27 protein-coding genes, 1 other RNA gene and 2 pseudogenes are annotated in these 26846 nt (G+C 68.3%); 25 read left to right on the top strand and 5 right to left on the bottom strand.

The window, feature by feature from the left end; genetic code table 11:
* The first annotated feature begins 356 nt into the window (after positions 1–356).
* A complete protein-coding gene (locus GFD30_RS24620; RefSeq protein ID WP_153027802.1) occupies positions 357–1409 on the top strand; it encodes a RelA/SpoT domain-containing protein in 1053 nt (350 codons plus the stop codon).
* On the opposite strand, the gene GFD30_RS24615 is transcribed toward GFD30_RS24620, so the two are convergent.
* Positions 1410–2300, bottom strand: coding sequence for a DMT family transporter (locus GFD30_RS24615; RefSeq protein WP_153027801.1), 891 nt, complete (start codon positions 2298–2300; stop codon positions 1410–1412). It abuts the gene before it with no gap.
* Entirely contained in the window at positions 2301–3038 is a 738-nt protein-coding gene (locus GFD30_RS24610) for a GntR family transcriptional regulator (protein ID WP_153027804.1), read from the bottom strand.
* Positions 3039–3297: 259 nt separating this feature from the next.
* On the opposite strand from GFD30_RS24610, the gene GFD30_RS24605 reads away from it, so the two are divergent.
* From GFD30_RS24605 to GFD30_RS24545, 13 genes are all read left to right on the top strand, one after another.
* Positions 3298–3660 (top strand): hypothetical protein, encoded by a 363-nt coding sequence (locus tag GFD30_RS24605; protein WP_153027800.1) that lies wholly within the window; start codon positions 3298–3300, stop codon positions 3658–3660.
* A 328-nt stretch (positions 3661–3988) separates the two neighbouring features.
* The gene (locus GFD30_RS24600) at positions 3989–4309 is read left to right on the top strand and encodes a hypothetical protein (protein ID WP_153027799.1); all 321 of its coding nucleotides are present in this window, start codon (positions 3989–3991) and stop codon (positions 4307–4309) included.
* 29 nt (positions 4310–4338) lie between these two features.
* The gene (locus GFD30_RS24595; protein ID WP_153027798.1) at positions 4339–4665 is read left to right on the top strand and encodes a hypothetical protein; all 327 of its coding nucleotides are present in this window, start codon (positions 4339–4341) and stop codon (positions 4663–4665) included.
* A 34-nt stretch (positions 4666–4699) separates the two neighbouring features.
* Positions 4700–5125: a hypothetical protein gene (locus tag GFD30_RS24590; protein WP_153027797.1), complete on the top strand. Its 426-nt coding sequence runs from the start codon at positions 4700–4702 to the stop codon at positions 5123–5125.
* A 246-nt stretch (positions 5126–5371) separates the two neighbouring features.
* Complete coding sequence (locus tag GFD30_RS24585) at positions 5372–5644, top strand: hypothetical protein (RefSeq protein ID WP_153027796.1); 273 nt, start codon at positions 5372–5374, stop codon at positions 5642–5644.
* 29 nt (positions 5645–5673) lie between these two features.
* The gene (locus GFD30_RS24580; RefSeq protein ID WP_153027795.1) at positions 5674–5886 is read left to right on the top strand and encodes a hypothetical protein; all 213 of its coding nucleotides are present in this window, start codon (positions 5674–5676) and stop codon (positions 5884–5886) included.
* Between the two features lie 126 nt (positions 5887–6012).
* Positions 6013–7407, top strand: a complete 1395-nt coding sequence (locus tag GFD30_RS24575) for an FtsK/SpoIIIE domain-containing protein (protein WP_153027794.1) — start codon at positions 6013–6015, stop codon at positions 7405–7407.
* A 30-nt stretch (positions 7408–7437) separates the two neighbouring features.
* Positions 7438–8367 (top strand): hypothetical protein, encoded by a 930-nt coding sequence (locus GFD30_RS24570; RefSeq protein WP_153027793.1) that lies wholly within the window; start codon positions 7438–7440, stop codon positions 8365–8367.
* 122 nt (positions 8368–8489) lie between these two features.
* The gene (locus tag GFD30_RS24565) at positions 8490–8927 is read left to right on the top strand and encodes a Pycsar system effector family protein (RefSeq protein WP_153027792.1); all 438 of its coding nucleotides are present in this window, start codon (positions 8490–8492) and stop codon (positions 8925–8927) included.
* Between the two features lie 102 nt (positions 8928–9029).
* Complete coding sequence (locus GFD30_RS24560) at positions 9030–10385, top strand: replication initiator (protein WP_153027791.1); 1356 nt, start codon at positions 9030–9032, stop codon at positions 10383–10385.
* The gene (locus GFD30_RS24555) at positions 10385–10681 is read left to right on the top strand and encodes a hypothetical protein (RefSeq protein WP_153027790.1); all 297 of its coding nucleotides are present in this window, start codon (positions 10385–10387) and stop codon (positions 10679–10681) included. Before GFD30_RS24560 ends, GFD30_RS24555 begins: the two co-directional genes overlap by 1 nt.
* The gene (locus GFD30_RS24550) at positions 10681–10860 is read left to right on the top strand and encodes a helix-turn-helix domain-containing protein (protein ID WP_153027789.1); all 180 of its coding nucleotides are present in this window, start codon (positions 10681–10683) and stop codon (positions 10858–10860) included. Before GFD30_RS24555 ends, GFD30_RS24550 begins: the two co-directional genes overlap by 1 nt.
* On the top strand, positions 10860–12044 hold the full coding sequence (locus tag GFD30_RS24545; protein WP_153027788.1) for a tyrosine-type recombinase/integrase: 1185 nt from the start codon (positions 10860–10862) through the stop codon (positions 12042–12044). Before GFD30_RS24550 ends, GFD30_RS24545 begins: the two co-directional genes overlap by 1 nt.
* 97 nt (positions 12045–12141) lie before the next feature.
* Here GFD30_RS24545 and rnpB read toward each other — a convergent pair.
* An RNA gene (rnpB, locus tag GFD30_RS24540) (RNase P RNA component class A) lies at positions 12142–12526 on the bottom strand.
* 31 nt (positions 12527–12557) lie between these two features.
* Between rnpB and GFD30_RS24535 the strand changes: the two genes are divergently transcribed.
* From GFD30_RS24535 to GFD30_RS24520, 4 genes are all read left to right on the top strand, one after another.
* Complete coding sequence (locus tag GFD30_RS24535; RefSeq protein ID WP_153027787.1) at positions 12558–13316, top strand: sulfite exporter TauE/SafE family protein; 759 nt, start codon at positions 12558–12560, stop codon at positions 13314–13316.
* A 68-nt stretch (positions 13317–13384) separates the two neighbouring features.
* Positions 13385–15136 (top strand): NAD+ synthase, encoded by a 1752-nt coding sequence (locus tag GFD30_RS24530; RefSeq protein ID WP_153027786.1) that lies wholly within the window; start codon positions 13385–13387, stop codon positions 15134–15136.
* 146 nt (positions 15137–15282) lie between these two features.
* On the top strand, positions 15283–16170 hold the full coding sequence (gene panB, locus GFD30_RS24525) for a 3-methyl-2-oxobutanoate hydroxymethyltransferase (RefSeq protein WP_153027785.1): 888 nt from the start codon (positions 15283–15285) through the stop codon (positions 16168–16170).
* A 93-nt stretch (positions 16171–16263) separates the two neighbouring features.
* Positions 16264–16944 (top strand): HAD family hydrolase, encoded by a 681-nt coding sequence (locus tag GFD30_RS24520; RefSeq protein ID WP_194202105.1) that lies wholly within the window; start codon positions 16264–16266, stop codon positions 16942–16944.
* Between the two features lie 185 nt (positions 16945–17129).
* On the opposite strand, the gene GFD30_RS24515 is transcribed toward GFD30_RS24520, so the two are convergent.
* Positions 17130–17834, bottom strand: a complete 705-nt coding sequence (locus tag GFD30_RS24515) for an MOSC domain-containing protein (protein ID WP_194202104.1) — start codon at positions 17832–17834, stop codon at positions 17130–17132.
* 106 nt (positions 17835–17940) lie between these two features.
* Between GFD30_RS24515 and glnA the strand changes: the two genes are divergently transcribed.
* The 7 genes and pseudogenes from glnA (at position 17941) to GFD30_RS24480 (ending at position 26579) form a co-directional block, all read left to right on the top strand.
* Entirely contained in the window at positions 17941–19290 is a 1350-nt protein-coding gene (gene glnA, locus GFD30_RS24510) for a type I glutamate--ammonia ligase (protein ID WP_153027782.1), read from the top strand.
* A gap of 17 nt (positions 19291–19307) precedes the next feature.
* Positions 19308–20000, top strand: coding sequence for a type 1 glutamine amidotransferase (locus GFD30_RS24505; protein ID WP_153027781.1), 693 nt, complete (start codon positions 19308–19310; stop codon positions 19998–20000).
* 41 nt (positions 20001–20041) lie between these two features.
* Positions 20042–22615: pseudogene (locus GFD30_RS24500) on the top strand (bifunctional [glutamine synthetase] adenylyltransferase/[glutamine synthetase]-adenylyl-L-tyrosine phosphorylase); the annotation flags it as partial.
* Positions 22616–22837: 222 nt separating this feature from the next.
* A complete protein-coding gene (locus GFD30_RS24495) occupies positions 22838–24043 on the top strand; it encodes a CorA family divalent cation transporter (protein ID WP_153027779.1) in 1206 nt (401 codons plus the stop codon).
* A 69-nt stretch (positions 24044–24112) separates the two neighbouring features.
* Positions 24113–25576, top strand: coding sequence for a glycosyl hydrolase family 18 protein (locus GFD30_RS24490; RefSeq protein WP_227997024.1), 1464 nt, complete (start codon positions 24113–24115; stop codon positions 25574–25576).
* 179 nt (positions 25577–25755) lie between these two features.
* On the top strand, positions 25756–26229 hold the full coding sequence (locus tag GFD30_RS24485) for a hypothetical protein (protein ID WP_194202103.1): 474 nt from the start codon (positions 25756–25758) through the stop codon (positions 26227–26229).
* Positions 26226–26579, top strand: coding sequence for a type II toxin-antitoxin system RelE family toxin (locus GFD30_RS24480; protein WP_153027777.1), 354 nt, complete (start codon positions 26226–26228; stop codon positions 26577–26579). Before GFD30_RS24485 ends, GFD30_RS24480 begins: the two co-directional genes overlap by 4 nt.
* A gap of 135 nt (positions 26580–26714) precedes the next feature.
* Here GFD30_RS24480 and GFD30_RS24475 read toward each other — a convergent pair.
* Positions 26715–26846, bottom strand: a pseudogene (locus GFD30_RS24475) (integrase core domain-containing protein); the annotation flags it as partial.

Genomic DNA, 26846 nt, shown 5'->3' with positions numbered 1-26846 from the left:
TTAGCGTGGGACATGAAGGCCTCCAGGTCGTGAAGCAGTGCATTCAGCAGCTCCACTTCACAACCGGAGGCCTTCACCTGTCAGACGAATCCGCTACAACCACGGAACAACGTCCCTGAACATCACATCTAGTTCGTCTCGCTGGCGCCGACGCCGCCGACGACTGGGGTGCCGGAGGCGGGCCCCCGGGCGGCGGCGAGCGGCGCGCGCCAGGCGCGCGCAGCGCGCCCTTGATGACGTATAGAAAGTTTGAACACAGCATACTGAGCCTGATTGCCGTCTGCAGGCTGGAAGGGCAAAGGTTGGGCATGCCTGTACGTGAAGGGCAACGGTTTGCGATGGGCTAGTCTTTCCACATGTCGAGCAAATGGAATGTCCCAGAGAACAATCGGAAGACCGTTGACAGGGCAGGCAAGGCATTCATTGATCCAACGGCCGAGCCTGCGGTGCGTGCGGAAGCGCGAGTAGTTATCAATAATTGGCGTAGCTCTCATAGCTTCCCGCTAAATACCCTTGTAATGACATTGCGAAAGCACGCCCGTGTGATTGATCCAAATGCTCTGGTTGCGCGAAGGATCAAAAGGCTGCCCTCCATCCGGCTGAAGTTGGAGCTACACCAAAACATGAAGCTCACGCAGATGCAGGACCTAGGAGGTGCGCGAGCGGTCCTGCCATCGGTGCCTGAAGTTCGCTTGCTCGAACAGAAATTCCTCAAGCTGAGACTGAAGCATAAGCTGATTACGCATGACGACTACATAGCGAAACCTAAACCAAGTGGATATCGCGGGGTGCATCTAGTTTACAAGTTCCAGAGTGATCAAAAGACTGAGTACAACAACCTGCGCATTGAACTACAGATGCGTTCCAGGCTAATGCATGCGTGGGCTACGGCTGTAGAAACGGTCGGGACCTTTACGAAGCATTCGCTCAAATCTAGTCTTGGGCCAGACGAATTCTTGCGCTTCTTTGCTCTAATGAGCGCGGCGATTGCCGAAGAGGAAGGTGGGGCGTTTCCGCCTGGTGTGCCTGACGATATTGGAAGTGTATATGCGGAAATTCGTGAGCTTGCTGATAAGCTCAAGATCATCGAGAGGCTAGAGGCATACCGAGCGGGTTTGCATCTCACCGGAGCAGCAACAGAGGTCGGAAAATTCTACCTCCTGCAATTGGATATTTCCGAATCAATCCTGGAGATTACTACTTTCCGTAATCTCGCGGAAGCTACCGCGGCATTCGATGCTGCGGAAGCCGCAACTGGCTCGGATAACATACAAGTAGTGATGCGAGATGTGGTCTTGGTGAAAGTTGACTCCGTAGCGGGTCTTCGTGCGGCTTATCCGAACTATTTTCTCGATACTTCAGAGTTCTTGAAACGAGTTCGTGCGATTGTTGGGAACGATCGAACCTGATTACCTGCCTGGCGGACGAGCTTCCGGTCTTCTTATCCTGGCCGCTATCAGAACCATGCTCACACCTATAAGGGACTGAGGTTCGATTATTTCTTTTAGAACTGTAAACCCGAGCGAGATTGCCACCACTGGCAAGAGGTAGACGACGATTGAGGCTGCGGTGGGGCCGTCATCAGTGATGATTCGGTAATTGAGGATATAGGCAATGCCGGTTCCGAGAAATCCGAGGATGAGGACTGCGAGGACTGGGCTAAGTTTCCAGGTTGGTTGTGTCCATCCCAGGAGGGGGACCGTTGCAATGGAGAGGGCGGTGGCGCAGATGAGTTGGCCTGTGGCCATGCGGAGGACGCCGAGGTCTTTCTTGACGAGGAATTTCCCGATGTACACGTAGCTGATCCCGTATGACGCGGCAGCTCCGAGGCAGGCAAGGCCACCCCAGCTTGCTATCTCTGAGGTGTGGTTCCAGGGTGAGAAGATCAGTAGGACGCCTGCGAAGCCGATGATGAGGCTCCAGGCGTTCTGTCGTGCTGAGGTGCCGTTGCGGTAGGCGAGGACGGCGACGAGGACCGTCCAGAGCGGGGTGCTCGCGTTGATGACGCCAGCCGTTGCCGAGGAGACGGTCTGCTCGCCGATGCCGAAGAGGAGGTAGGGGAGGGCGTTGCCGAAGAACGCGGCAACGGTGAGGTGGCCCCAGGTCTTACGGTCGCGGGGGAGTCGCAGGCCGCTCAAGCGCAGGATCACCAGGAGGACCGCCGCGCCGAGGGCCATACGGAAGAGGGTGATCTGGACAGGGGTGAAGCCTTCGAGGCCAATCTTGATCCAGAGGAAACCGGAGCCCCAGAGGAGTGCGAGGGCGGCGACGCGGGCGGTTCCGGCGAGGCGGGGGCTCATTCAGTCCTCGATGTGGATGCGGTAGTCAAGGCCGTTGAGGTCGGCGCGCATGGTGAAGGTGGTGACCTCGAAGGGCTTCTCGTCCTGGTCGATGCCGGTGTGGATGACGTCGATGACAGGGACGCCGGCCGGGATGGCGAGGCGTTCGGTCTCCTCGGGGGTCGGCATCCTGGAGCCGATCTCCTCGCGGATCCAGGTGATGCGGTGGCCTCGGTCCTCGAAGCGCGCGTAAAGACTGCCCTTGCCCATGTTCGCGGAGGTGGCGAGAACGGTTCCCTCGGCGATCGCCCACGGGATGTAGGTGACGCCGACCTGCACGGGCTCGTCGTCGGCGAAGTACCAGTTCTCGCGGCGGACCACGGTCCCGTCGTCGGCGGGGAGGTCCAGGCGCTCGGCGATCTCCTCGGGTGCCGCCACGCGCTCGATCGAGGTGCAGTCGACGCGAGCGGTCTTGCCCTGCTTCTCGACCTCGGCGCGGAAGGGCGAAAGCCCGGTCTCGTTTCGCAGACGGTTGGAGTACCGCTCGGCTCCGAGTCGGAGCAGGCGGCGCCGTTCGCGGACCTTCGGGCGGGCGCGGTTTCGGCTCTCGATCAGGCCCTCTGACTCCAGGATCTTGACGGCTTCGGCGGCGGTGTTGCGGGCGACGCCGTACTTTTCGGCCAGTTCCCGTTGCGACGGCAGGGGGCTGCCCGGCGGGAGGTCCCCGCTGAGGATGTCGGCCCGCAGCTTGTTCGCCATGACACGGCGCGGGGGCAGGTCTTGCTCCACTGCTTCATTCGTCGTTTCTGCTGCTTGTGGCGCTTCTTCGTTCATCTCTTTCACCTCGCTCGCCAGCATATCCCAACTGGCTTGAGCCAGATGGTTGCGCCGCCGAGATCGTGTGTGATATAACTGGCCTAAGCCAAACTGGCTTAGGCCAGATTTGGCCCTCGGGGTCAACCGATCCCGGTTCGTTCCCAGGGATGGCCCCGGGGAGCATCGGAAAGAGGTCACTCACATGCAGAACATTCCTTGCAACCTTGTTGGCTACAAGCTCATGGTCACGGAGCTGCCCGAGGTCAAGTCCTTCACCGACGACGTCGGCAACACCCGGATCGCCACCGTCTACGGCACCGATGACCCGATCTACGTGGTCTCGCTGTTCGCCAAGCCTCGCGAGGCGGGCCCGCACGGGAAGCGCGCCAAGGGCGAGGAAATCAAGGTCGAGTTCACCCGCGAGCCGGAGCAGGAGTTCGAGGAGGGCACCTACGTCCAGCTCGACCGCCCCACGGTCTCGCTCTCCGACTTCACCAACGGCAAGGGCGACCGGTACGTCGGGCTCAAGTTCCGCGCCGAGGGCCTGGTCCCCGCCAACGACTGATCCGGGTAGCTGGCGCTGCCTGGTGGCCCTTCCCCCGGGTTTTGACGGGGCGGCCGGTTTGAGTCCGGCGAGGGCGCGAGACCGGTGAGGTGCGATTCGTGCAGACGGGATGTCGCGCGGGTCCCTTCGCTGGTGAGTTGTCACTGAATTCAACAGTGTGTTTGAGCTTGCCTTTTTCCGGGCTGACTCGCCGTCCGCAATAGACACTCCGTGTCGCGGTCGCCGGGTTCATTCCTCCACGGGCACAAGGAAGGAGCTAAAGATCTCCGTGGGGGTTTGTGCACGTCGAACGTCGATGTGCGGGTTACCCGAAGGGTAGGCAAATTGTATGGGCGAGTTCGCTTCGATGTTCACTCGCGAGTTCAAGCCGTTCGAGGTTGAGGCTCGATCACTGGTGAACCAGAAGTTGAAGGCACTGGGGTCGGTCGAGCCGCGCTACTACGGAGGGCAGTTCGAGCTGAAGGCCAAGGTCGACACGCTCGGAGATCTCCGCTGGATTGCCGACCACTTCGGCGGCGAGATCGAGATCGAGGACAACCGGCGCAGTACCTGGACACAGGTGTTCACGGTCGTCCAAATCGAGGGCGTCAAGGTCCATGCCTGCGTCTACGTCTCTGACGAAGAGGCGGAAGCGCACGGCCTGTGGTGACGGGCGCGATTGCCGCTGAGGTCGCCCGCGTGGCGCGTGACCGCCACCCGGGCGAAGTGGATGCGCTGTTTCGGCGGGCCCTCGCTGCGGTGGTGCCTGCCGGGACGGTGCAGCCCCGCTGGGTCGCCGGTCATGCCGGCCTGGTCGGGGTCTTCGAGGGCTTCGGGGCGGTGCGGGACTTCGCCGACTGGTGCGACGCGACCGGCGCCGACCCCGGTTTCGAGTTCGGGCCGCCGCCTGAGGTGGCCCTGTACGCCCGGCATCTGCTGGGCGGTCATGTCGTCCACGTCGAATGCGTCGCCGAGCAACGGGACGCCGAGACCTGGTTCCGGCTCAATCCCTCCGGGCTGCTGTGAACGGCCCGAACCAATCATGAAAGGAGCTGAGGCGATGCGAGAAACGCTGCACGCCAAAGAGAAACGAGAGGTCGCCAAGTGGGCCGACGCTGAGTCGCGCATGGCGAGCCTGATCAAGCAGGAGACGAACCGGCCGGGCCGGGAGGCGGGCGACGAGTTCGCCACCCACCAGCTCAACGACTTTTTCGCCCGCGAGGTGCCGGGGCTCCCGCTGCCGTGGGAATGGCGGTGGACCTACGGGTGCCCGCGGGGCTACCTGGTCACGATGGTCCGCTACGCGGTCGCCGAATGGGCCGATGTCCTCGGGGACGGGACCGTGGAGGCCGAACCGGCCGGGGCCGGGGAAGTGAAGCTCCAGGCCGACTGCCTGAAGTTCGGGCAGCGGTTCACCGTCTGGGGCTACGTGAGCGCCGAGGAAGCCCAAGGGATGCCCAAGCTCGTCCAGGGCTGGTCGATGTGAAGGGCCGCAACGAGAAAGAAAGGAGGTGAGTGTGGGTGGAACTGTTCATCGCGGTGCTGAGCCTGGCGCTGCTGGGCTCGCTCTCGCTCAACGTCTGGTTCATCCGCCGGGCGTGGGCGCGGTTCATCTTCCGCGCCTAAGACGCTGCTCGGTGGCGTCATTCCCCCATCGACCGAGCTTCGGTGGTGGGGGTTTGTGGTCACCGCCCGGTGCCCAGTTCGGCAACACGACTGGAGGTCACTGCCGATGGAAAAGATCGACTGGCTCGGGGTCAACGCCCGATCCGCGAAGAAGTACGCGGCCCTGATGGGCAACCTCGACGGCGTCCGCTTCGCCTTCGAAGACGCCGAGAAGGCCATCACCGACTACGTCCCCGAGGGCTCCTCGGGAGCGTGGCAGGCCGTGGAAAAGGAGGTCCTGAAGAAGGCCCTCGCTGAGGCCTACGCCGACCTCGCGTCGCTGCGGGTCGCCATCGTCCGCCACGAATCGAAGCTCAAGTCCTGGGAGTGGAGCCTCTAGCAGGCTCCGGAAGTCAAGGGAGACAACGAATGCTCACACGCAACAAGGCCGAAGACATCAACATGGGCCTGCACGTCGCCATGTCGAACCTGCGCGAGTCGATGAAGAAGGTCCCTGACAAGGGGCTGGGTCTGAACGCCGCGCACACCCGGTTCGCGGGCTCGGTCGCGGTGCTGTCGGTCCTGCTCGATGAAGCGGCCCGGTTCACCCCCGACGGTGACGACCTGTTCGACCTGCTCTAGACGCGGCTTCGGCCGGTCTGATCCTCCCTCGGGTCACGGGGTCCGAGGGGGCGGTCACATCCGCCGAACTCCAACCAATCACTAAGCCACGCAACGATTCACGCCGAAAGGCGGGAGGTATCTGCTATGCCTGAAAAGAAGTCCAACTCCAATCGCAAGACCGGCCTGGAATGGAAGGCCGCCGCTTGGGCCGCTCGCCACCCCGGTTTCTCGCTCGGGGTCCCCGCACTCGGCTATGCCGGCATGACGGCGCCCGAGGTCACCGCCGCCGCTGCCGGGACCGGCCTGGCTGCTGCGATCGCCTGGGGCCGGGCCCACCCGGACACGTTCGACCGGATCGCTTTGCCGCACTTGCGGAACCTGCGCCGCCGGTGGCTGTCGGCCACCTACACCGGGCCTGGCTGGCGGCGGAACATGCGCGAGGCCGGACTGGTCCGCGAACACCCGTCCACGGCTGAGCTGCTGGTGCCCCGGATTCTGCGGTTGCGCTCGTACTCGTCGGCAGTGGAAACGGTGTGGGTGAAGATCCTCAAGGGCCAGACGGTCAAGCACTGGATGGACGCCGCCGAGGTGCTGGCAGCCTGCTTCAACGCTGAGCGAGTCACCGTCGAGAAGGTCGCCCCGACCAAGCTCGCCCTCGTCGTCCAAAGGCGCGAGCCCTTCACCTACACCATCCCGGCCCCGGCTATCCCAGCTTCGGTCGAGGAGGTCGACCTGTCGGCGGTGCACTTCGGGTTCGACGAGTTCGGCCGCGAATGGACCGAGGATGTCTCCGACAAGCACATCCTGATCGCGGGCGCGACGGGCTCGGGGAAGAACTCGGTGCTGTGGGCGCCGCTGTTCACGCTCGCGCCGATGATCGCCGAGGGCTCGGTCCGGCTGTGGCTGTGCGACCCCAAACAGGTCGAGCTGAACGTGGCCGCGCCGATCGCCCACCGGTACGCCTCCGGCGAGGAAGCCTCCGCTGAGGTCGTCTCCGAGTTCCTCGAAAACCAGCAGGCCACGCAAGCGAAGCTCCAGGAATCGGGGCTGCGCAAGTTCACGCCCAGCCCTGAGACGCCGTTGAACATCCTCATCGTTGATGAGCTGGGCGCGGTCCTGGCCTACGCCTCCGACCGGGTCCGCATGGCCCGCAACCGCCAAGGGATGGCCCTGGTCGGCTCCCAAGGCCGCGCAACCGGGCACCTGATGTGGGGCGCGGTCCAGGAACCGACGAAGGACACGGTGCCGGTGCGGGACCTGTTCACGCTCCGGGTCTGCCTGCGGGTCACTGCCGCCATTCACCCCGAGATGGTCCTCGGCGACGGCGCCCGCACGCGCGGGGCCTTGGCCGACGAGATCGCGAACGTCCCCGAGACGGCCGGGATCGGCTTCAAGGTCGCCGAGCGCACCCGCACCCCGGTTCGTGTCCGCGCCGCCTACGCCACCGACGAGGACCTGAAAGCGCTCGTGAAGTACGTGCTCGATGAGCGCGCCGAGGACGAGGAGCAGGGCGGTTCGCACCTGCGCCTGGTCGCCTGAGCCACAACCAAGAGAGGAGGGGAAACCCTCATGGCTGCAACGAAACAGCACGACGGACCATCTGAAGAGGAGGAAGCGCGGAAGGTCGCGAAGCTCCGGGAGAAAGTCAGGGAGGCCCGGCAGGTTCACCGGATCGCCGACGACCCGTACCTGAAGGTCGTGGAGCTGGACCGGTTCCGATCCTCGATCACGGGGGCGCTGTGGTTCTTCCTGTCCGTGGGTCTCGGCTACACGACGGTGGGCGTGCACGACTTCATCGCCGAAGGGCTCACGGTCACCGACCCGATGTGGTGGGGCGCGTGGGCGGTCGAACCGGCCCTTGCCGGGATGCTCATCACAGTCCTCCGCTGGGAGGCCGCAATGCTCATGCGCGGCATCCGAATCGACTCGAACTGGGTCTCCTTCACCAAATGGGCCCTGCTCGGTTCGACACTGATCATGAACATCCTCTCCTCCCTCGGCGGATCAACCGTCGAGAAGGTCTTGCACGTCGCGTTCCCGGCGCTCGTGTTCTGCCTCGCCGAGGTCATGCCCGTGGTGCAAGACCGGTTCGGGCAGGCCCGGGCGAAGATCCTCGCCGAGATCGCCGCACTCGCGGCCGCCGCCGACAAGCAAGCCGAAGCTGCCAAGCAGGCGTCTACTCGCCCGGCTCCGGTCTCACCGCCGGTCACCGTCGCGAGCCTCGAAGCCGAGCTTCCCGCCCCCCCGTCGACTCCGGCCCCGGTCTCCCCGGGTTTGCCGCCACTGACGGTCTCCAGCCCCGACGTAACGCCGCCTTCGCACGTGACGCCGCCGAAGCTGCCCGCCCACATCGCGCAATCGATCGAGGCCAAGGCCGTCGAGCTCGCCCGTGCCGGCCGAACCATCACCGCCACCGACGTCCAGGCCGTTATTAAATTGCCCGCCGCCATGGCTGAGCAGACCGCCAAGTTCTACGCCGCCGCACACGCACCGGCGTAGCCCGAACCGGCCGGGCGGGAGCATTCCACCGCTCCCGCCCGGCCCCGATTCCTCACCACCGCAACAGAAAGCAGGTTTCGATGATCACCACTGAGCCACACGTGAACCGCCCCCTAAGGGTCATGTCCAAGCTCGACGCGCGCGGCCACTACGCCCGGTCGCAGACAGCGGTCGCCGACAGCAAGGCCCAAGTCCTCGCCTCCGGGCTCGTCCCCACCATCGCCGCCAGCGTCGCGGCCGGTGCCTTCGCGGGCATCGACGGGACCGCCGCCCTCACCGGTTGGGCCGCTGCCGGTCTCGCGTTCGTCGCCGTCGCGTTCCTCGGGCTTGTCCTGTGGCCGCGCACCGGCAACTCCTTCCGCACCCTGAACGCACCGGAACTCATCAACGCCGCGAGGACGCTCACCGAGGAAGAGGAGATCGAGCGTCTTGCCGCTGAAGCGGTCCTCGTCAACCGCATCGCCGCCGTCAAGTTCCGGTGGCTGCGCACCGCGATGGCGCTCACCGGCGCGGCCGGACTCCTGGCCTTCATCACGGTCGTTCTCGCCGTGACCGCTTGAGCCGCAACCGATCCGATCCGATCCGAGCACGCGAAAGCCCGGGCCAGCTTGCACCTGGTCCGGGCTTTGTGCTCTCCGCTAGCAGAAAGCAGGAATCTCACCATGCACACTACCGACACCGACGCCGAGCTACGGGCTCTGGTCACCCGGCCGGGTTTCCGGCTCTGGAAGACGAAAGTCGCGTCCGTCCACGGCTGCGCCGCTCCGGTCAAGCTGCGCGGCTCCTCGACCATCACGCACAAGGGCACCGGCGAGGTGCTGAAGTCCACGGTTGGCTCGGTGTGGGCGCCGTGCGGGACTCGTCGCGAGGCCCTGTGCCCGGCGTGCTCGCAGTGGTATGCCGAGGACGCGTTCCATCTGATCCGGGCCGGGCTCGACGGCGACACCGCCAAAGGCATTGCTGCTGACGTTGCCTCGCGTCCCCGGTTCTTCGCGACCCTGACCCCGCCCTCGTTCGGCGCGGTCCACACCCGCGTCACCGGGCCCGATGGTCGGCTCCGGCGGCCGTGCTCGTGCGGGGAATGGCACCGCGAGGCCGACACCCGACTCGGGACCGCCACCGACCCGGCCACCTACGACTACGAAGCGGCCGTCCTGTGGCAGGCCCACGCCGGGAAGCTGTGGCACCGGTTCACGATCGCCCTACGCCGCCGACTCGCGGCCGCTGCCGGCATGACCGTCACCGAGCTGAAGGACGCCATCCGGCTCTCCTACGCCAAGGTCGCCGAATACCAGCGGCGAGGGCTCGTCCACTTCCACGCCGCGATCCGCCTCGACGGACCCGACGGCCCCTCGACCCGGCCCCCCGCGTGGGCCACCAAGGAAGTCCTCGCCGACGCCATCCGCGACGCCGCCTCCGCCGTCGTCCTCGACGTCGCTCGCCCCGGCGGTGAGGTCCTGGAACTGCGGTTCGGGTCGCAGCTCGATCTGAAGGACATCACCACCGCGGCGGCCGGTCCGGGCGAGGTCGGCGAGGAACGCGACATCAAGTCATCCCGCCTGGCCTCCTACATCGCCAAGTACGCGACCAAGTCCACCGGCGCCCACGAGGGCCCGGACCGCAAACTCCGCTCCGGCGAGGACATCGACCGGCTCCCGGTCTCGGCGCACCACAAGGCCATGATGCGCACCGCCTGGGACCTCGGCGGCCGTGAGGAGTACGCCGAGCTGAACCTGCGCCGCTGGGCCCACATGCTCGGCTTCCGGGGCCACTTCCTGAGCAAGTCCCGCGCCTGGTCGACCACCCTCGGCGAGCTGCGCAACATCCGGGCCCGGTTCCGCCTCGCCGAAACCCTCGAAGCGCTCGGCGTCGACGAGGCCGACGTGCTCGTCGTCAACGACTGGGAAGCGGTCGCCTTCGGCCACGACACCGACGCCGAACGCGAATACGCCCAAGCCATCGCCGAGACGCTCCTCGAACGAAAGCTCAACCGCGACAACAGGAAAGGTCAGCACTGATGAGCAAGAAGTACCCGCTGGTTGTTGCTGATGACCGGCTCCGTGAACGCATCGAGGCCCATTGGGACCGGCTGTTCGACATTGAGGTCTATCCCTCAGTTGAAGCTGCCTTGGAGGCCACCGACTGCGGTGCCACATACCGCGATAACGGTCACGACCGCACGGTTCTGTCCTGCGAGGTAGTCGGGTGCCCGTTCGGCTGCATCTTCACCTCGAAATGGCTCGACCTCGACACCTTCGGCAGCATCGCCACCGACCGCCCCGGTTGCCCGGCCGTCTCTGAGGAGGTGCGGTGATGGAACCGCTCTGGACCATCGAAGAGACGGCCGCTTTCCTCAAGATTCCGGTTGAGACCTTGCGGTACTGGCGCAAGAAGAAGACCGGCCCCAAGGCTGCGCGGATGGGCCGGTGCCTTCGGTACCACCCTCGCCACGTGATCCGCTGGTTCGAAGAGTGTGGCGGGGAGGTCGCCTGATGGCGCACGTCGAAGACCGCTGGTGGAAAGTCGTATACGAGGCCGGCAAGCGGAAGCGGGTGAAGACGGCCCGGCACGGCATCGGGAACCGCTACCGCGTTCGCTACATCGATCCGCAGGGCGCTGAGCGATCGAAGTCGTTCCCGGACGGCAAGAAGGAAGACGCCAAGGACTTCCTGAACAGCATTGAGATCGAGGTGAAGGCAGGGACCTACATCGATCCCGAGGGCGGGAAGACCGACACGGGGGCGTTCGCGAAGGAGTGGTTGAAGGGCCTCGGCGGCGACTCCGCCACCAAAGAGCAGGTCAATCGTCGGATGGGGAAGCACTTCATTCCCTATTTCACCGGGCGGCCGTTGGAGGCGTGTCTTACGAGCACGATCCGCTCATGGCTGGCGAATCTGGACCTTGAGGAATCCACCAAGGCGGTGCTGTTTATCTACGTCAACTCGATGTTTGAGGCGGCGGTAGATGACCGGCTCATCCGCTCGAACCCGTGCCAGGCGAAGAGTCTCAAGAAACCTCGGGCGGCGAATCGCCTCGTCGTGCCGTGGAACCGGGAACAGCTCAGCTCCGTTCAGTCGAAGCTCGCCGGCCACTACCAAGCGATGGTGCCGACCGGTGCGGGCTGCGGGTTCCGGATTGGCGAGATTTTCGGCCTGGCCGTCGAGGACATTCGCTTCGAGGCTGAGGAAATCGACCTGCGCCGACAAGTGAAGCTGCTGGGCTCGAAGCGGATCTTCGCGCCGCCGAAGCGCGATTCGGTCCGGACGGTGCCGCTTCCGCGGTTCGTCGCGGCGGCGCTCAAGGAACATATGGAGCGGTTCCCTCCCCAGGAGGTGATGCTGCCGTGGGGTGAACTCGACGGTGAGGAGGTGACATTCCGGCTGGTGTTCACCAACCTGCGGAAGGCTGCAATCCACCGCAGCACGTTCATGACGAATCCGGGAGCCTGGAAGAAGGGCATCGTGAACACGGCGTTCGGGCCGGATCAGGACACCGGGACGCACGCGCTTCGCCACTTCTACGCCAGCATGTTCCTCGAGAACGGCGGGAACATCCGGGCCCTGGCCGACTTCCTCGGGCACAAGGATCCTGGCTTCACGCTTCGCGTCTACGGGCACTTGATGCCGAACAGTCGAGGCCGCGGCCGACAGCTCCTCGACGACGCCTGGGGCGCCTGACGGCCCAGCGACGGCCCAGAAGGCAAGCTCAGTTCCAAAAAGGAGGGTGTTCGCCTGTAAAACCGCAGGTGAACACCCTTTCTGGTTTCACGTCTAGGGGACGAGATGGCCGATACGCCGGATTCTGTCGTTGAGCGGCCATCCATCTGGGCGCACCGTCGCCGGTGCGCTCGAGCGGTCTACCCGCGAAGGCACCCTTGCGGATTCGGGCGGGCCGCCCTCGGGCCTTCGCGCAGCGCCTTACGGCGCCTCTTGACCTTGCTCCGGGTGGGGTTTACCGAGCCGCCGCCGTCACCGGCGGCGCTGGTGGTCTCTTACACCACCGTTTCACCCTTACCGGCCGAAGCCGGCGGTCTGCTTTCTGTGGCACTGTCCCGCGGGTCGCCCCGGGTTGCCGTTAGCAACCACCCTGCCCTGTGGAGTCCGGACGTTCCTCGACAATGACGGTCTCCCGTCACTGCCGCGACCGCCTGGCCATCTCGTCCCAGCGATCAAGCGTACGCTGTCCGGGCCATGAATCTGCTCGAGGTCTCCCTGCTGGTGCTCGCGGGCCTGCTCGGCGGCGGCCTCAACGCCGTGGCCGGCGGCGGGTCGCTCATCACCTACCCCACCCTGATGGCCGTCGGCGTGCCCGCGCTCCAGGCCAACGCCACCAACGGCATCGCCGTCGCCCCCGCGTACGCCGCCGCCGCGGTCGGATCGCGCGAGAATCTGCTGCCGCAGAAGCGCCGCGCGCTCCTGCTCGTCCCGACCGCGCTCGCGGCCTCGGTCTGCGGCGCGCTGCTGCTGCTGAACACCCCGCACTCGGTGTTCGAGGCGATCGTGCCGTACCTGGTCCTGGCCGCGACCCTCCTCATGGCGGTCGGCCCCTGGATCAACCGCACGGTCACCGCCCGCAACGGCGGGCGCGACCTGCACCCGCTCGCCCTGCACGCCGGCGTGTTCGCCGGGTGCCTGTACGGCTCGTACTTCAACGCCGCGCTCGGGCTCATCCTCATGGCCGTGATCGCCATGAGCGTCTCCGAGAAGCTCGTGAGGATCGGGGCGCTCAAGAACTTCTGCACGATGATCGTCGGGGTCGTCACCAGCGTCATGTACGGCGTCTGGGCCGACGTCGCCTGGTGGGCCATCGGCGTCCTCGTGCCCGCGACCTTCCTGGGCGGCTACGTCGGCGCCCGCGTCTTCCAGCGGATCCCCGAGCGCCCGCTGCGCCTGGCGATCGTCCTCTACGGGCTCGTCCTGTCCGTTGTCCTGCTGGTCCGGTCCCTGTAACCGCTCGAGGAAGCGGACTTCGCGCAAGTCACATGACGTGCGGCGCGGAAACGCGGAAGAATAGGCGCATGCCGACGCTCCGTATCGCACTCGCCCAGGACAACCCGGTGGTAGGCGACCTCGACCGCAACGCCGACCTCATCCGCGGCGCCGCGACCGCCGCCACCGCCGCGGGTGCGCACCTCCTCGCCACGGGCGAGCAGTCCCTCACCGGGTATCCGGTCGAGGACCTCGCCCTGCGCCACTCCTTCGTCGAGGCCAGCCGCGAGCGCCTCGTGCGGCTCGCTCGAGAGATCGCCGAGGACGGGAACGGCGCGCTACCGGTCGCCGTCGGATACCTCGACGCCGACGGCCCGGTCCCCTCGAACATCGGCCCCAAGGGCGGACGCGGCATCCGAAATGCGCTTGCGCTGATTCAGGACGGCAAGGTCCTGTTCCGCTACTACAAGCGCCACTTCCCTAACTACGGTGTCTTCGACGAGGAGCGGTACTTCGTTCCGGGCCACGAACTGCACCTCGCGCGCATCGCCGGGATCGACGTGGCCTTCACGATCTGCGAAGACCTGTGGGGCGGGGTGCCGATCACTGCGGCCGCGCAGGCCGGCGCGGGCCTGATCGTCAACGTGAACGCCTCGCCGTACGAGCAGGGCAAGCAGGAGCGGCGGCTCGCGATCGTCAAGGACCGGGCCGCCGAGGCCGGCGCGCCCATCGCGTACCTCAACATCGTCGGCGGCCAGGACGAGCTGGTGTTCGACGGTGGCTCGTTCATCGCCGCGCCCGACGGCCGGATCCTCGCCTCGGGCCGCCGCTTCGGGTCCGAGCTGCTGGTCACCGACCTCGAACTGCCCGCCGCGGCCGGCGGCGACCTCGCGAACCACTCCGCGACGGCCATGAGCGCCTCGCTCCACGTGCTCTCGACCGAGCCGGTGACCGTGGAGACGCGCGTCGAGCCGCCGTTCGCGCCCGAGCTCGGCCGGCTCGAGGAGATCTGGGAGGCCCTGCGCCTCGGCCTGGGCGACTACGTGCGCAAGAACGGCTTCAAGTCGGTGGTCTTCGGCCTCTCGGGCGGCATCGACTCGGCGCTGACGGCCGTCCTCGCCCGCGACGCGATCGGCGGCGAGCACGTCCACGTCGTCTCGATGCCGAGCCAGTACTCGTCCTCGCACTCCCTCGACGACGCCGCCGAGCTCGCGCGGCGCTGCGGCCTGCACTACTCGGTCGAGGCGATCCAGCCGATCGTCGACGCCTACCTCTCCGAGGTCGCCGTCTCCGGGCTCGCGGTCGAGAACCTCCAGGCCCGCGTGCGCGGGACCCTGCTCATGGCCCTGTCGAACCAGCACGGGCACCTCGTGCTCGCGCCGGGCAACAAGAGCGAGTACGCCGTCGGCTACTCGACGATCTACGGCGACGCCGTCGGCGGGTTCGCGCCGATCAAGGACGTCTACAAGACGCTCGTGTACGAGCTCGCGGCCTGGCGCAACGAGAAGGCCCGCAGCCTCGGCGAGGTCGAGCCGATCCCGGAGAACACGATCCTGAAGCCGCCGAGCGCGGAGCTGCGGCCCGACCAGAAGGACTCCGACTCGCTGCCCGACTACGAGGTCCTGGACGGGATCCTCGCCGGGTACGTCGACGGGGACGCCGGCCGCGAGGACCTGGTCGAGCAGGGCTACCCGGCCGACGTGGTCTCGCTCATCGCCGGCCTGGTGGACCTCGCCGAGTACAAGCGCCGCCAGTCCGCTCCGGGGACCAAGATCACCGTGAAGTCCTTCGGCCGCGACCGGCGCCTGCCGATCACGAACTGGTTCCGCGGCCAGGCGTAGACGCGTCGCCCCGGGGGCTCCCCCCGGGGTGATTTGTCACATCGGGGTTCCTGACGCGTGACATGGATATCGATGAGCGTTACTTTGGTCAGGTAGTTGCCCGGGGACCGGCGAGCCGGCCACGAGGAGATTCTGGAGCCACGACGATGACGTCTTCTGTGCAGAACGCTGCATCGACACCCCCCGCCGCCGCGAGCGGCGCCGACGAGATCCCGAGCCTGTACGGGCCGGGCAAGACCGTCAAGCGGGTCCGCACCCGCCACCTCATCGAAGCCAAAGAGCGCGGCGAGAAGTGGGCGATGCTGACCTCCTACGACCAGTACACCGCCGCCCTCTTCGACGAGGCCGGCATCCCCGCCCTGCTCATCGGCGACTCCGCCGCGAACAACGTCTACGGCTACGAGACCACCCTCCAGGTCTCGGTCGAGGAGCTCCTGCCGCTGGTCGCGGCCGTGGCCCGCTCGACGCAGCGGGCCCTCGTGATCGCCGACCTGCCGTTCGGCTCGTACGAGGCCGGGCCCGCGCAGGCGCTGGAGACCGCCGTCAGGTTCATGAAGGCCGGCGCGCACGCCGTGAAGCTCGAGGGCGGGCGCCGCATGGCCGCCCAGATCCGGGCGCTCACCGACGCGGGCATCCCGGTCATGGCCCACATCGGGTTCACGCCGCAGAGCGAGCACTCGATCGGCGGCTACCGCGTCCAGGGCCGCGACGCCCACGCCGCCGAGATCGAGGCCGACGCGCACGCCGTCGCCGACGCCGGCGCGTTCGCGGTGGTCCTGGAGATGGTGACCTCCTCGGTCGCCGCCGAGATCACCAAGCGGCTCCCGATCCCGACGGTCGGCATCGGCGCCGGACCCGAGACCGACGCGCAGGTCCTGGTCTGGCAGGACATGGCCGGCCTGCGGCGCGGCAGGCCGCCGCGCTTCGTCAAGCGCTACGCCGACCTCGCGTCGGTCCTCCAGGACGCGGTGAAGGCGTACGCCGACGAGGTCCGGGCCGGCGAGTTCCCCGCGAAGGAGCACGGGTTCGAATAGGACCCGCGCTCGAGAGTCGGCATTCCGAATACCCGTGAGTCTGGTCGCCTTCCCCTGGTAGGGAAGGCGGCCGTTCGCGTAGCGTCTCAGTACGTGAACGACGCCATCCTGCTCTTCGACTACGACGGCACCGTACGGCTCGGGTCGGAGCACGCCTCCCATTACGCCCGCCTGGTCGCGGCCGAACTCGACCCCGAGGACGAACGCGCCTTCCTCGCCGCCCACGCCGCGTTCGTCGCCGGCAAGCCCACCACCGCCTCCACCTTCGACGCCTACGACGCCGACAACGCCGTGCGCCGCCTCGCCGGCGAGTACGGCGTCCCCGACGCGGTCCGCGCCGCCCACTACGAGGCCACCCGGGCGCTCATGGCCGCCGGGGACTTCGCGGTCTGGGCCCCCGCGGGCTTCGCGGAGTTCATCTGGACCCTGCCGCGCTCGATCGAGATTCACCTCGTGACGAACGCCCCCGAGGCGAGCCTGGAGCCCGTGCTCGACCGGCTCGGACTCGACGGCCTGTTCGACCGGGTCGTCGGCGACGCCGCCAAGCCGGTCGGCCTCGAGGCGATGCTCGACGGCTTCCTCGAGGACCGCAAGCCCGAGCGGATCCTCAGCGTCGGCGACATCCCCGTGAACGACCTCGCACCCGCGGCCGACCGCGGCTGCGCGACCGCGTACATCGACCACTACGGCCGGCCGTGGCCGCGCGCCACCGTCTCGGGGCCGCGGCTGGAGGACCTGTACCCGTTCATCCACCGGTGGGCGACCGAGAACTGAAGCCGCGTGCATGTGAGCGTCACGCGCGTCACGGGCTCGTGAACCCAGCATGTCGCACCCGGCGTTTATGCTGGGAGTGCGCCCTGAGCCGACCGATCCCCGGCTCAGGGCGTCCCCGTGTCGAAGGGACGCCGCCGGCGCCGCCGAGCGGCCGCTTCCGGTGCGCGGCGGGCGCCGCCGGGCGGTCAGCCCGAGATCGGGTCGCCGACCTGGATCACGGCCCGCTCGGCGACCCGCACGTAGATGCCGAAGTGGTTGTCCAGCTCGGTGATGATGTGCCGGTGGAGTTCCTTGTCGCGCTCGTTGGAGCCGTCGGGGGACCAGCTCGGCAGGACGCACCGCTCGCACGGCTTCTGCAGGGTGAACTGGTTGTCGCCCAAGCGGATCGGCATGCCGCGTTCGAGCTCGTACTCGGCGAACGGCTCCAGGTCGGCCTCGACGACGACGTTCGGGCGGAACCGCGCCGCCTCGATCTCGCGGCCGAGCTGCTCGCTCAGCCGGCGCAGGCTCGCCTCGAAGATCACGAGCATGCGCCCGTAGTCGCGCTTGACCTTGCGCATCTCGACGCCCTTGTCGGCGTCGACGGTCGCGGCCAGCCGATCGGGGAGCGCGGCGTCGTCGAACGCCCAGGCCGCGCCGCCCGGCTCGTAGAGCACCGGGTCGCCGGCGGCGGAGTCGGCGCAGCCGCACTGCGCCGGGTAGGCCGCCTCCCAGCCCATCAGCTTCGGGTGGCTGCCGCCCCACACCGCCTTGTCGGTGCCGGGCTCGTACAGGCCGAACACCCGGTCCCCGGCCATGCCGTCGAAGTCGACGACCGCCGAGCGCAGGGACTCGCCCCTGAGGGCCTTCACCGGGTAGCGCCACAATTGTTTGATCTCACCTGCGAACACGCTCCCGAATGTACCTCCTCTCACGTTTTGGAGTCGGTCCGGCCGGGTTAACTTCGGCGACATAATCGGGTGAGACAATTGCCGCCCCAGGACAGAGGAGTACGCCATGGAACGGCAGAAGGAGTTCGTGCTGCGCACGCTCGAAGAACGGGACATCCGCTTCGTGCGGCTGTGGTTCACCGACGTCCTCGGCACGCTCAAGTCCGTGAGCGTTGCCCCCGCCGAACTCGAGTCCGCCTTCGAGGAGGGCATCGGCTTCGACGGCTCCGCCATCGAGGGCTTCGCGCGCGTCTACGAGTCCGACATGGTCGCGATGCCCGATCCGACCACGTTCCAGGTCTTCCCGTTCGAGGGCCGCGGCATCGGCGAGTCCGCCCGCATGTTCTGCGACATCCTCACGCCCGAGGGCGCCCCGTCGTGGGCCGACCCGCGCCACGTGCTGCGCCGGGCCCTCTCCAAGGCCGCCGACCGCGGGTTCACGTTCTACGTGCACCCCGAGATCGAGTTCTTCCTGTTCAAGGACGGCGAGGCCGACGGCTCCAAGCCCGAGCCCGTCGACGACGGCGGCTACTTCGACCACACCACGCACTCGGTGGCCCGCGACTTCCGCCGCCAGGCGATCCTCGCCCTCGAGCGCGTCGGCATCTCCGTCGAGTTCTCGCACCACGAGGTCGCGCCCGGCCAGCAGGAGATCGACCTGCGCTACGCCGACGCGCTGACCACGGCCGACAACATCATGACCTTCCGGCACATCGTGAAGGAGGTGGCGCTGACCAACGGCGTCCACGCCTCCTTCATGCCGAAGCCGTACACGACCCAGCCGGGGTCGGGCATGCACTCGCACCTGTCGCTCTTCGAAGGCGAGGACAACGCCTTCCACGACCCGGGCGACGAGCAGCGGCTCTCCAAGACCGCCAAGGCGTTCATCGCCGGGCTCCTGCGCCACGCGCCCGAGTTCACCGCGATCACGAACCAGTGGGTCAACTCGTACAAGCGGCTGTTCTCCAGCCCGCTGCCCGGCCAGATCTCCGAGGCGCCCTCGTACGTCTCGTGGGGCAAGGCCAACCGGTCCGCGCTCGTGCGCGTCCCGGCCTACGGCAAGCCGAACTCGGCCCGCGTCGAGATCCGCTCGCTCGACTCCGCCACCAACCCGTACCTCGCCTACGCCGTGCTCCTCGGCGCCGGCCTCAAGGGCATCGAAGAGGGCTACGAGCTGGCCCCGGGCACCGAGGACGACGTCTCGGCGCTCACCAGCTCCGAGCGCACCGCCGCCGGCTACCAGCCGCTCCCGGGCAACCTGGTCGAGGCCCTCGACAAGATGGAGTCCTCCGAACTGGTCGCCGAGGTCCTCGGCGAGCACGTCTTCGACTACTTCCTGAAGAACAAGCGCCAGGAGTGGGAGGACTACCGCACCCAGGTGACGGCCTTCGAGCGGAAGCGCTACATCAATCTCTGACCGATTAGCATTGGGGAGTGACCACCGCACTCCTTATCGAGAACGATCCGCAGCAGGGCCTCGGCCGGGCCGCAGCATGGCTCGCCGAGGCCGGCATGGAGCTCGACACCGTGCGGCCCCACCTCGGTGAGGCCGTCCCGTACTCGGCCGGGGGCCACGAGGCCCTCATCGCCCTCGGGGGCGGCCGCGGCAAGGACTGGAGCGACGACCTCGCCGGACTCCTGGCCACCGCCGTCGCAGACCAGACGCCCACCCTGGCGATCTGCTCCTCCGCCCGCATCCTCGCCGCCGCGTTCGGCGGTCGCGTCGAGGACAGCGACGAGCCCGTCGGCCCGCGGATGCTCGCCAAGCGCGACGCCGCCGGCCGCGACCTCGTCTTCGGGCCCGCGCCCATGACCATCGACGTGATCCGCTGGCGCCGCCAGGAACTCGTCGAACTCCCGCAGGAGGCGACCCTGCTCGCGGCCTCGCCCCAAGGGGCCCTCGAGGTCTTCCGCATCCGCGACGCCGCGTGGGGCGTCCAGTCCCACTTCGAGTTCACGCCCGAGCAGCTCGCCGAGTTCGGCGCCTTCGACGAGGCGGCGCTCGCCAAGGCCGCCGAGGTCGACGAGCACATCGTCGCCACCTGGAAGCCGATCCTCCAGCGGTTCGCGAAGGTCGCCGCCGGCGAGAAGAAGGCGCTGCCGCTCCTCGACCTCCACGAGCACTGATGCCCGGCAGCGAGCACGCCCTGAACGCGGACGAGGCGCGCCTCGCGGTCGTCGCGGCCAGCAACGCCCTCGCCGACTTCCTGCGCGCCCACCCCGGCTCCGAGCCCGCGCTCACCGAGGACGAGGACGCCGGCCTCGGCCGCATCCGCGCCGCAGGGCACTTCCAGCTCAACACCGCCTGGAAGGAGAACCTGCTCCGCATCGCGGCCGCCGACCTCACCGGCGCGACCGACCTGCGGGCCACGTCGGATGCGCTCTCGCGGCTCGCCGACGCGGTCTTGGCGCGCGGCCTCGAACTCGCCCGCGAGGAGCACCCGGGAGCGACCCGGCTCGCGGTGATCGCCATGGGCAAGACCGGCGCCGAGGAGCTCAACTACGTCTCCGACGTCGACGTCGTGTTCGTCGCCGAAGGCGACCTCGCCCTCGCCACCCGCCAGGCCGCCCGCATGATCCAGATCGTCGGCCCCGCGACCTGGCCCGTCGACGCCGGGCTGCGGCCCGAAGGCCGCTCGGGCGCGCTCGTGCGCACCGTCGAGTCGTACACCGCCTACCTCAAGGACTGGGCCCGCACCTGGGAGTTCCAGGCGCTCCTCAAGGCCCGCCCCGCCGCCGGCGACCTCGAACTCGGGCTCGAATGGCTCGCCGCAGTGCAGCCGTTCATCTGGGGCGCCGCGAACCGGCCCGGCGTCGTCGCCGACATCCGCGACATGCGCCGCAAGGTCGTCGACTCCGTTCCCGCCGCCGAGCGCAGGTACGAGATCAAGCTCGGCCCCGGCGGCCTGCGCGACATCGAGTTCGCCGTGCAGCTCCTCCAGCTCGTGCACGGCCGCGGCGACCCGGCCCTCCGCGTCCGGTCCACACTGGAGGCCCTCGAGGTGCTCGTCGCCGGCGGCTACCTGGCGCGCCGCGACGGCGAGGACCTCGCCGACACGTACGTCTTCCTCCGCACCGTCGAGCACCGGCTCCAGCTCCAGCGGCTCCTGCGCACCCACCGCGTCCCCGACGGCGGCGAACCGCTCCACCACCTCGCCCGGACCCTCGGCTACACCACCGACGAGGGCTTCCTCGCCGCCTGGCGCGCCCACGCCACGACCGCGCGGCGCCTCCACGAGAAGCTGCTCTACAAGCCGCTCCTGGACGCCGTCACCCGCGTCCCCACGGTCGAACTGCGCATGAGCGAGGCCGAGGCCGCCGGCCGCCTCGCCGTGCTCGGCTTCAACGACCCCGCGAGCGCCCTCACCCACATCAAGACGCTCACCGCGGGCGTCTCCCGCACCGCGACCGTGCAGCGCGCCCTCCTGCCGGTCGTCCTCCACGAGCTCGCCGACTCGCCCGAGCCCGACCGCGGCCTCCTCGCCTACCGGCAGGTCTCCGACAAGCTCGGCACGACCCCCTGGTACCTGCGGCTGCTGCGGGACGGCGGCCCCGCCGCGGTCCGGCTCGCGCGCCTGCTCGGCACGTCCCGGTACTTCACGTCGCTGCTGCTGCACGTGCCGCAGTCGCTCCGGTACCTCTCGGACAACGCCGACCTCTCGCCGCGCCCGCGCGACGAGCTCGCGTCCGGGATGCGCCAGGCCGCGGCCCGCCACGCGGACCCGACCGCCGCGATCGGCGCGGTCCGCGCGATCCGCCGCCGCGAGCTCATCCGCATCGCCGCCGCCGACCTCCTCGGGCTGCTCGACGACCAGGCCGTGGGCCTGGCCCTCTCGGACCTGACCGACGCCGTCCTCGAAGCGGCCCTGGAGATCGGCTCGCGCGGGCTGACCGACGCCCCGCGGATGCTCGTGGTCGGCATGGGCCGCCTCGGCGGGCGCGAGACGGGCTACGGCTCGGACGCCGACGTCGTGTTCGTCCACGACGGTTCCGGCGACGGCGAGCGGAAGGCCGCCGCGAGGATCGTCGAGTCCGTGCGGACCCTCCTCGCCGCCCCGACCGCCGACCCGCCCCTGGAGATCGACCTCGACCTGCGGCCCGAAGGCAAGGGCGGCGCGATCGCGCCGAGCTTCGCCGCGTACCGCCGCTACTACGCCGACCGGGCCCGCCTGTGGGAGCGCCAGGCGCTCCTGCGCGCGCGGCCGGTGGCCGGCGACGAGGGCCTCGCCGCGGCGTGGACCGAGTTCGCCGACGGCGTCCGCTACCGGCCCGGCGGGCTCACCGAGGTCGAGCGGATCGAGTTCCGCCGCGTCAAGGCCCGCGTCGACTCCGAGCGCCTGCCGCGCGGCGCGGACCCCAACGGCCACACCAAGCTCGGCCGAGGCGGCCTGGTCGACATCGAGTGGACCGCGCAGCTCCTCCAGCTCGAGCACGCCGACGTCCCGGCGATCCGCACGACCCGCACCGTCCCGGCCCTGGAGGCCGCGGCCGCGGCCGGGCACCTCAACGCCGCCGACCTCCTGTCCCTGCGCGAGGCCTGGCTGTTCGTCTCGCGGGTGCGCAACGACATGACGCTCGCCCGCGGCGTCCCCCGCGACGACCTGCCGCGCTCGGGGCCCGAACTCGCCGCGCTGGCGCAGACCCTCGGGTACGGCGACGACACCGAGCGGTTCCTCAACGACTACCTGCGCCTGACCCGCCGCGCCCACGAGGCGGCGCACCGGATCGTCTACGGCGGCTGAGCGGCCGTCCGCGGAACCCGGGCGGATCCGCGCCCAGGGTCCGGGGATGCGCGCGAGGCGGTTTCCGATTCCGTTCGCTCGCAAGGCTCCGGGCGACCCGGCTACCGGACTTCGAAACCGGGCCGTCCGGCGGCGCGGCGAGCGGGCGGACGGGCCGGAGAACGACCGGCCTGATGCACCGGGCAGGGCCTAGACTCGGACCGGACGGGATCGGGGGAGCGGATGATCGACTACACCGTGGTCACGGCCCAGGGGAGCGAGGACCGGCGCGGGAGCGGCGGCGACCTCCGGGCGGACGCCGCCGCCGAAGGCGCCTTCGCGTGGGTCGACTTCGGCTCGACCGACGCCCCCGGGATCCAAGAGGCGCTCGACGCGCTCGGTCTCGACGGCTTCGGGGCCTTCCCGATCGGCGCCGTCCACAATCGCCCCAAAGTGGAGATCGCCGACGGCGCGGTGCTGCTGCTGGTCACGACCGTCTGGTACGTCGAGGCGGACCGGCAGGTCGAGACGGGCGAGATCGCGATGCTCACCGACGGGCGGTCGCTCGTGACCGTCCGGCGCGGGGCCGTCGACCCGGTTCCCGAAGTGCGCGAACGGCTCCGGGAAGCGGACTTCCGGGCCGGCGGGGCCGCCGCGGTCGTCCACGCGCTGTTCGCCTCCGTCGTGGGGCGGTACGACCCTGTCGTCGAGGGCCTCACGGAGAACGTGAACGCCCTGGAGCGCGACGTCTTCTCCGGGCAGCGCGTCGACCGCAACCAGGAGATCTACTTCCTCATCCGAGAGGCCCTCGAGTTCCAGAACGCCGTCCGTCCACTGGTGCCGTTCGCGCGCGCCCTGCGGCGCCGGCGCGCGGGCGCGGCGGTGTTCGCGCACGCGGGGTTCGACTCGGTCGCCGGGCACCTGCTCCGCGTGGACGCGGCGGTCGAGACGTGCATGAGCCTGCTGACGACCGTCCTCACCGCACACCAGGGGCAGATCAACACGTGGCAGAGCGAGGACACGAAGAAGATCTCCGCGTGGGCGGCGATCGCGATCGCGCCGACGATCATCGCGGGGATCTACGGCATGAACTTCGACGACATGCCGGAACTGCACTGGCCGTTCGGGTACCCGCTCTCGCTGGCGGTGATGGCGCTCGTGTGCCTTCTACTCTTCCGCGGTTTCAAGCGCAACGGCTGGCTGTTACAGATCGATGTCCTTGAATCGCAATCGGGAAAGCGAGGGGCGGGTCCACCGCGCGGCGCATCGGTGACGATGCACGTGCGCGGCGGATCCGCCCCTCCGGCCCTGCCTGCCTTCGTTGAACACCATAGCGAAGGCCCGCAACGCGAAAGCGTCGAGCCAATGGTGACGGTCCGTGTTCGCGGCGGTCGCGCTCCCATTTCGGTGAAAATGCCGCTATTGAAATTTTTCAATCTCAATGCTTGACTTTGGCCGACGCCTCCCATAAAAATAAAGATACCTATCAGTTAAGTCTCTTTACCTTTGGGAGGAACATTGAGACGACTGAGGACCCGGCGCCTGATCGCCCTCGTGACCGCGGCGGCAGCCGTCGTCACGACCGGCCTGATCTACACCGTCGCGAACCCCTTCAGTGCATCGGCAGAGACCGTCTGCTCCGACGCGTGGGCCTCCTCGGAGATCTACGTCGGCGGCGACCAGGTCAGCCACGAGGGCGTGGAGTACCGCGCCAAGTGGTGGACCACCAACGAAGAACCCGGCACCACCGGCGAGTGGGGCGTCTGGCAGTCCCTCGGCGCCTGCACCGACGGAGGCGACCCGCCCACCAGCCAGGAGCCCACCGACGAGCCGACCGAGGAGCCCACCGGCAACCCCGGCCAGGGCAGTGCGATCAACGCGGCCTACTTCACCGAGTGGGGCGTCTACGGCCGCAACTACCACGTGAAGAACCTCGTCACCTCCGGCTCCGCCGAGGACCTCACCCACATCGTGTACGCGTTCGGCAACGTCCAGAACGGCCGCTGCACGATGGGCGACTCCTATGCGGCCATCGACAAGTTCTACGACGCATCGTCCTCTGTGGACGGAGTTGCCGACACCTGGGACACCGGGGCGCTGCGCGGCAACTTCAACCAGCTCCTCAAGCTCAAGGAGATGTACCCGGACCTGGAGATCGTCTGGTCCTTCGGCGGCTGGACCTGGTCCGGCGGCTTCACCCAGGCCGCCCAGAATCCGACCGCCTTCGCCGAGTCCTGCTACAACCTGGTGCACGACCCGCGCTGGGAGGGCCTGTTCGACGGCATCGACATCGACTGGGAGTACCCGAACGCCTGCGGCCTCACCTGCGACTCCAGCGGGACGAGCGCCTACCCGAACCTCATGCGCGCCTTGCGCGACCGGTTCGGCGACGACCAGCTCGTGACCTCCGCGATCACCGCCGACGGCACGTCCGGCGGCAAGATCGAGAAGGGCGGCTACGACGCCGCGGCCCAGTACGTCGACTTCTACATGGTCATGACCTACGACTACTTCGGCGCCTGGGACGCCGACGGGCCCACCGCCCCGCACTCGCCGCTCAACTCCTTCAGCGGCCAGCCCATCGCCGGCTTCGACGGCGCCACCGCGATCGCCAAACTCAAGTCGCTCGGCATCCCGTCGAGCAAGCTGCTCTTGGGCATCGGCTTCTACGGCCGCGGCTGGACCGGCGTGACGCAGTCGGCCCCGGGCGGATCCGCCACCGGCGCCGCACCGGGGACTTACGAGGCCGGCATCGACGACTACGAGGTCCTCAAGGCCGAATGCCCTGCCACCGGCACTGTCGGCGGCACCGCTTACGCCAAGTGCGGCAACGAGTGGTGGAGCTACGACACCCCCGCGACGATCGCATCGAAGATGACCTGGCTCGACGCCCAGGGCCTCGGCGGCGCGTTCTCCTGGGAGCTCTCCGGCGACACTCCCAACGGCGAACTCATGAACGCCATCGCCGCCGGACTCGACTAGCCCCGAGCACCGGACTCGCAACCGTCGGGGGGGGGCCCCCGGGCCCCCCCCCCCCCCCCCCCCCCCCCGCCCCGCCCCCCCCCGGGCCCCCGCGGGGGGGGGGGCCCCCCCCCCCCCCCCCCCCCCCCACGCCGCTGTCCGGGCCTCCATGCCGCGGACTTCCACGGTACTGTGGAAGTATGTCAGCGCTCTACGAAGAGATGCCGTTCTCGGAGTTCCTCCACCAGCCCGCGGCCACCGCGGCCCGCCTCGAGGATGTCCGATCGATCACGCTGCGCCGCCGTGGCGCCGACGACCTCGCCCTGGTTCGGGCCGACCAGACCGAGCGCGATGCGACGGTCATCGACTTCACCTCCCGGCTGCTCGCCGGCCTCGCTCGAGCCGGTGAGACCGACGCGATCCGGCGGGTGCTCCCCGAGGCGCTCCCGTGGTCGACGTTCCTTCCGGAGGCCGATCGGGACCTGCTGCTGACCGAGCTCATCGAGGTCGCTCAAGGCTCCGCTTCGCTTCGCAACCTCGCCCCCATCGCCGTTCTGCTGGAACAGTGGCGCCACTCGGCCGAGATCCACGCCGATCCCGATCTCTTCCGGCAGGTCACCGCGCGACCGAGCGGCGACCTCGGTCCGGTCCCGGAACCGGAGGCGAAGGCTTGAGCCCGAAGCGAGGGGACCGCGTCGCCCCGCCTCCCGCCGAGCACGAGTTCGACCTCAGATTCGCCGATGCCGCCGCGGTCAAGGGCTGGGCCGACCTCGAACGGCAAGCGAGCGGAAACCTTCGGCGCGCCTGGGAGGACCTTCGGGCGGACCCGCGCTCTCGGGCCAATCCCACCAGGCAGCACCGCCTGAAGGGAGAACTCGGCGAAGGCATGTGGAAAGGCGTCGTCTGCGAGCGCTGGCAGTACGAGGTCACCGGCGGCGGGCGGCTCTGGTACCTCATCGACGACTCGACACGAACCGTGTGGCTCGTCTACGCGGGAACCGGCCACCCGAAGTCCACGGACTGAACGCTTCGAACGGCCCGCCGCTTCAGCGGCGGGCCGTTCGAGCGTGCCCCTGGTGCGGCGCTTACTTCACGAGCTTCGCGGGTCGCGAGGGTCATGACCTGTTCGAAGGAGCTCGCCTAGCGCCCGTCCTGAGCCCTAGCTGTGATGTCCGGGGAGGTTGTTCAGTCGGGTGATGGGTGGTTGGCCTCCGATGGCGGAGTGGGCTCGGTGGTGATTGTAGAAGTGGAGCCAGCCCGGTAGGGCGGCTCTGCGTTCCTGCTCTGATGG

Source organism: Glycomyces albidus, from assembly GCF_009451885.1.
Lineage (GTDB): Bacteria > Actinomycetota > Actinomycetes > Mycobacteriales > Micromonosporaceae > Glycomyces > Glycomyces albidus.
The sequence above is the reverse complement of the archived record's forward strand: the minus strand, read 5'-3'. Positions and strand labels throughout refer to the sequence as shown.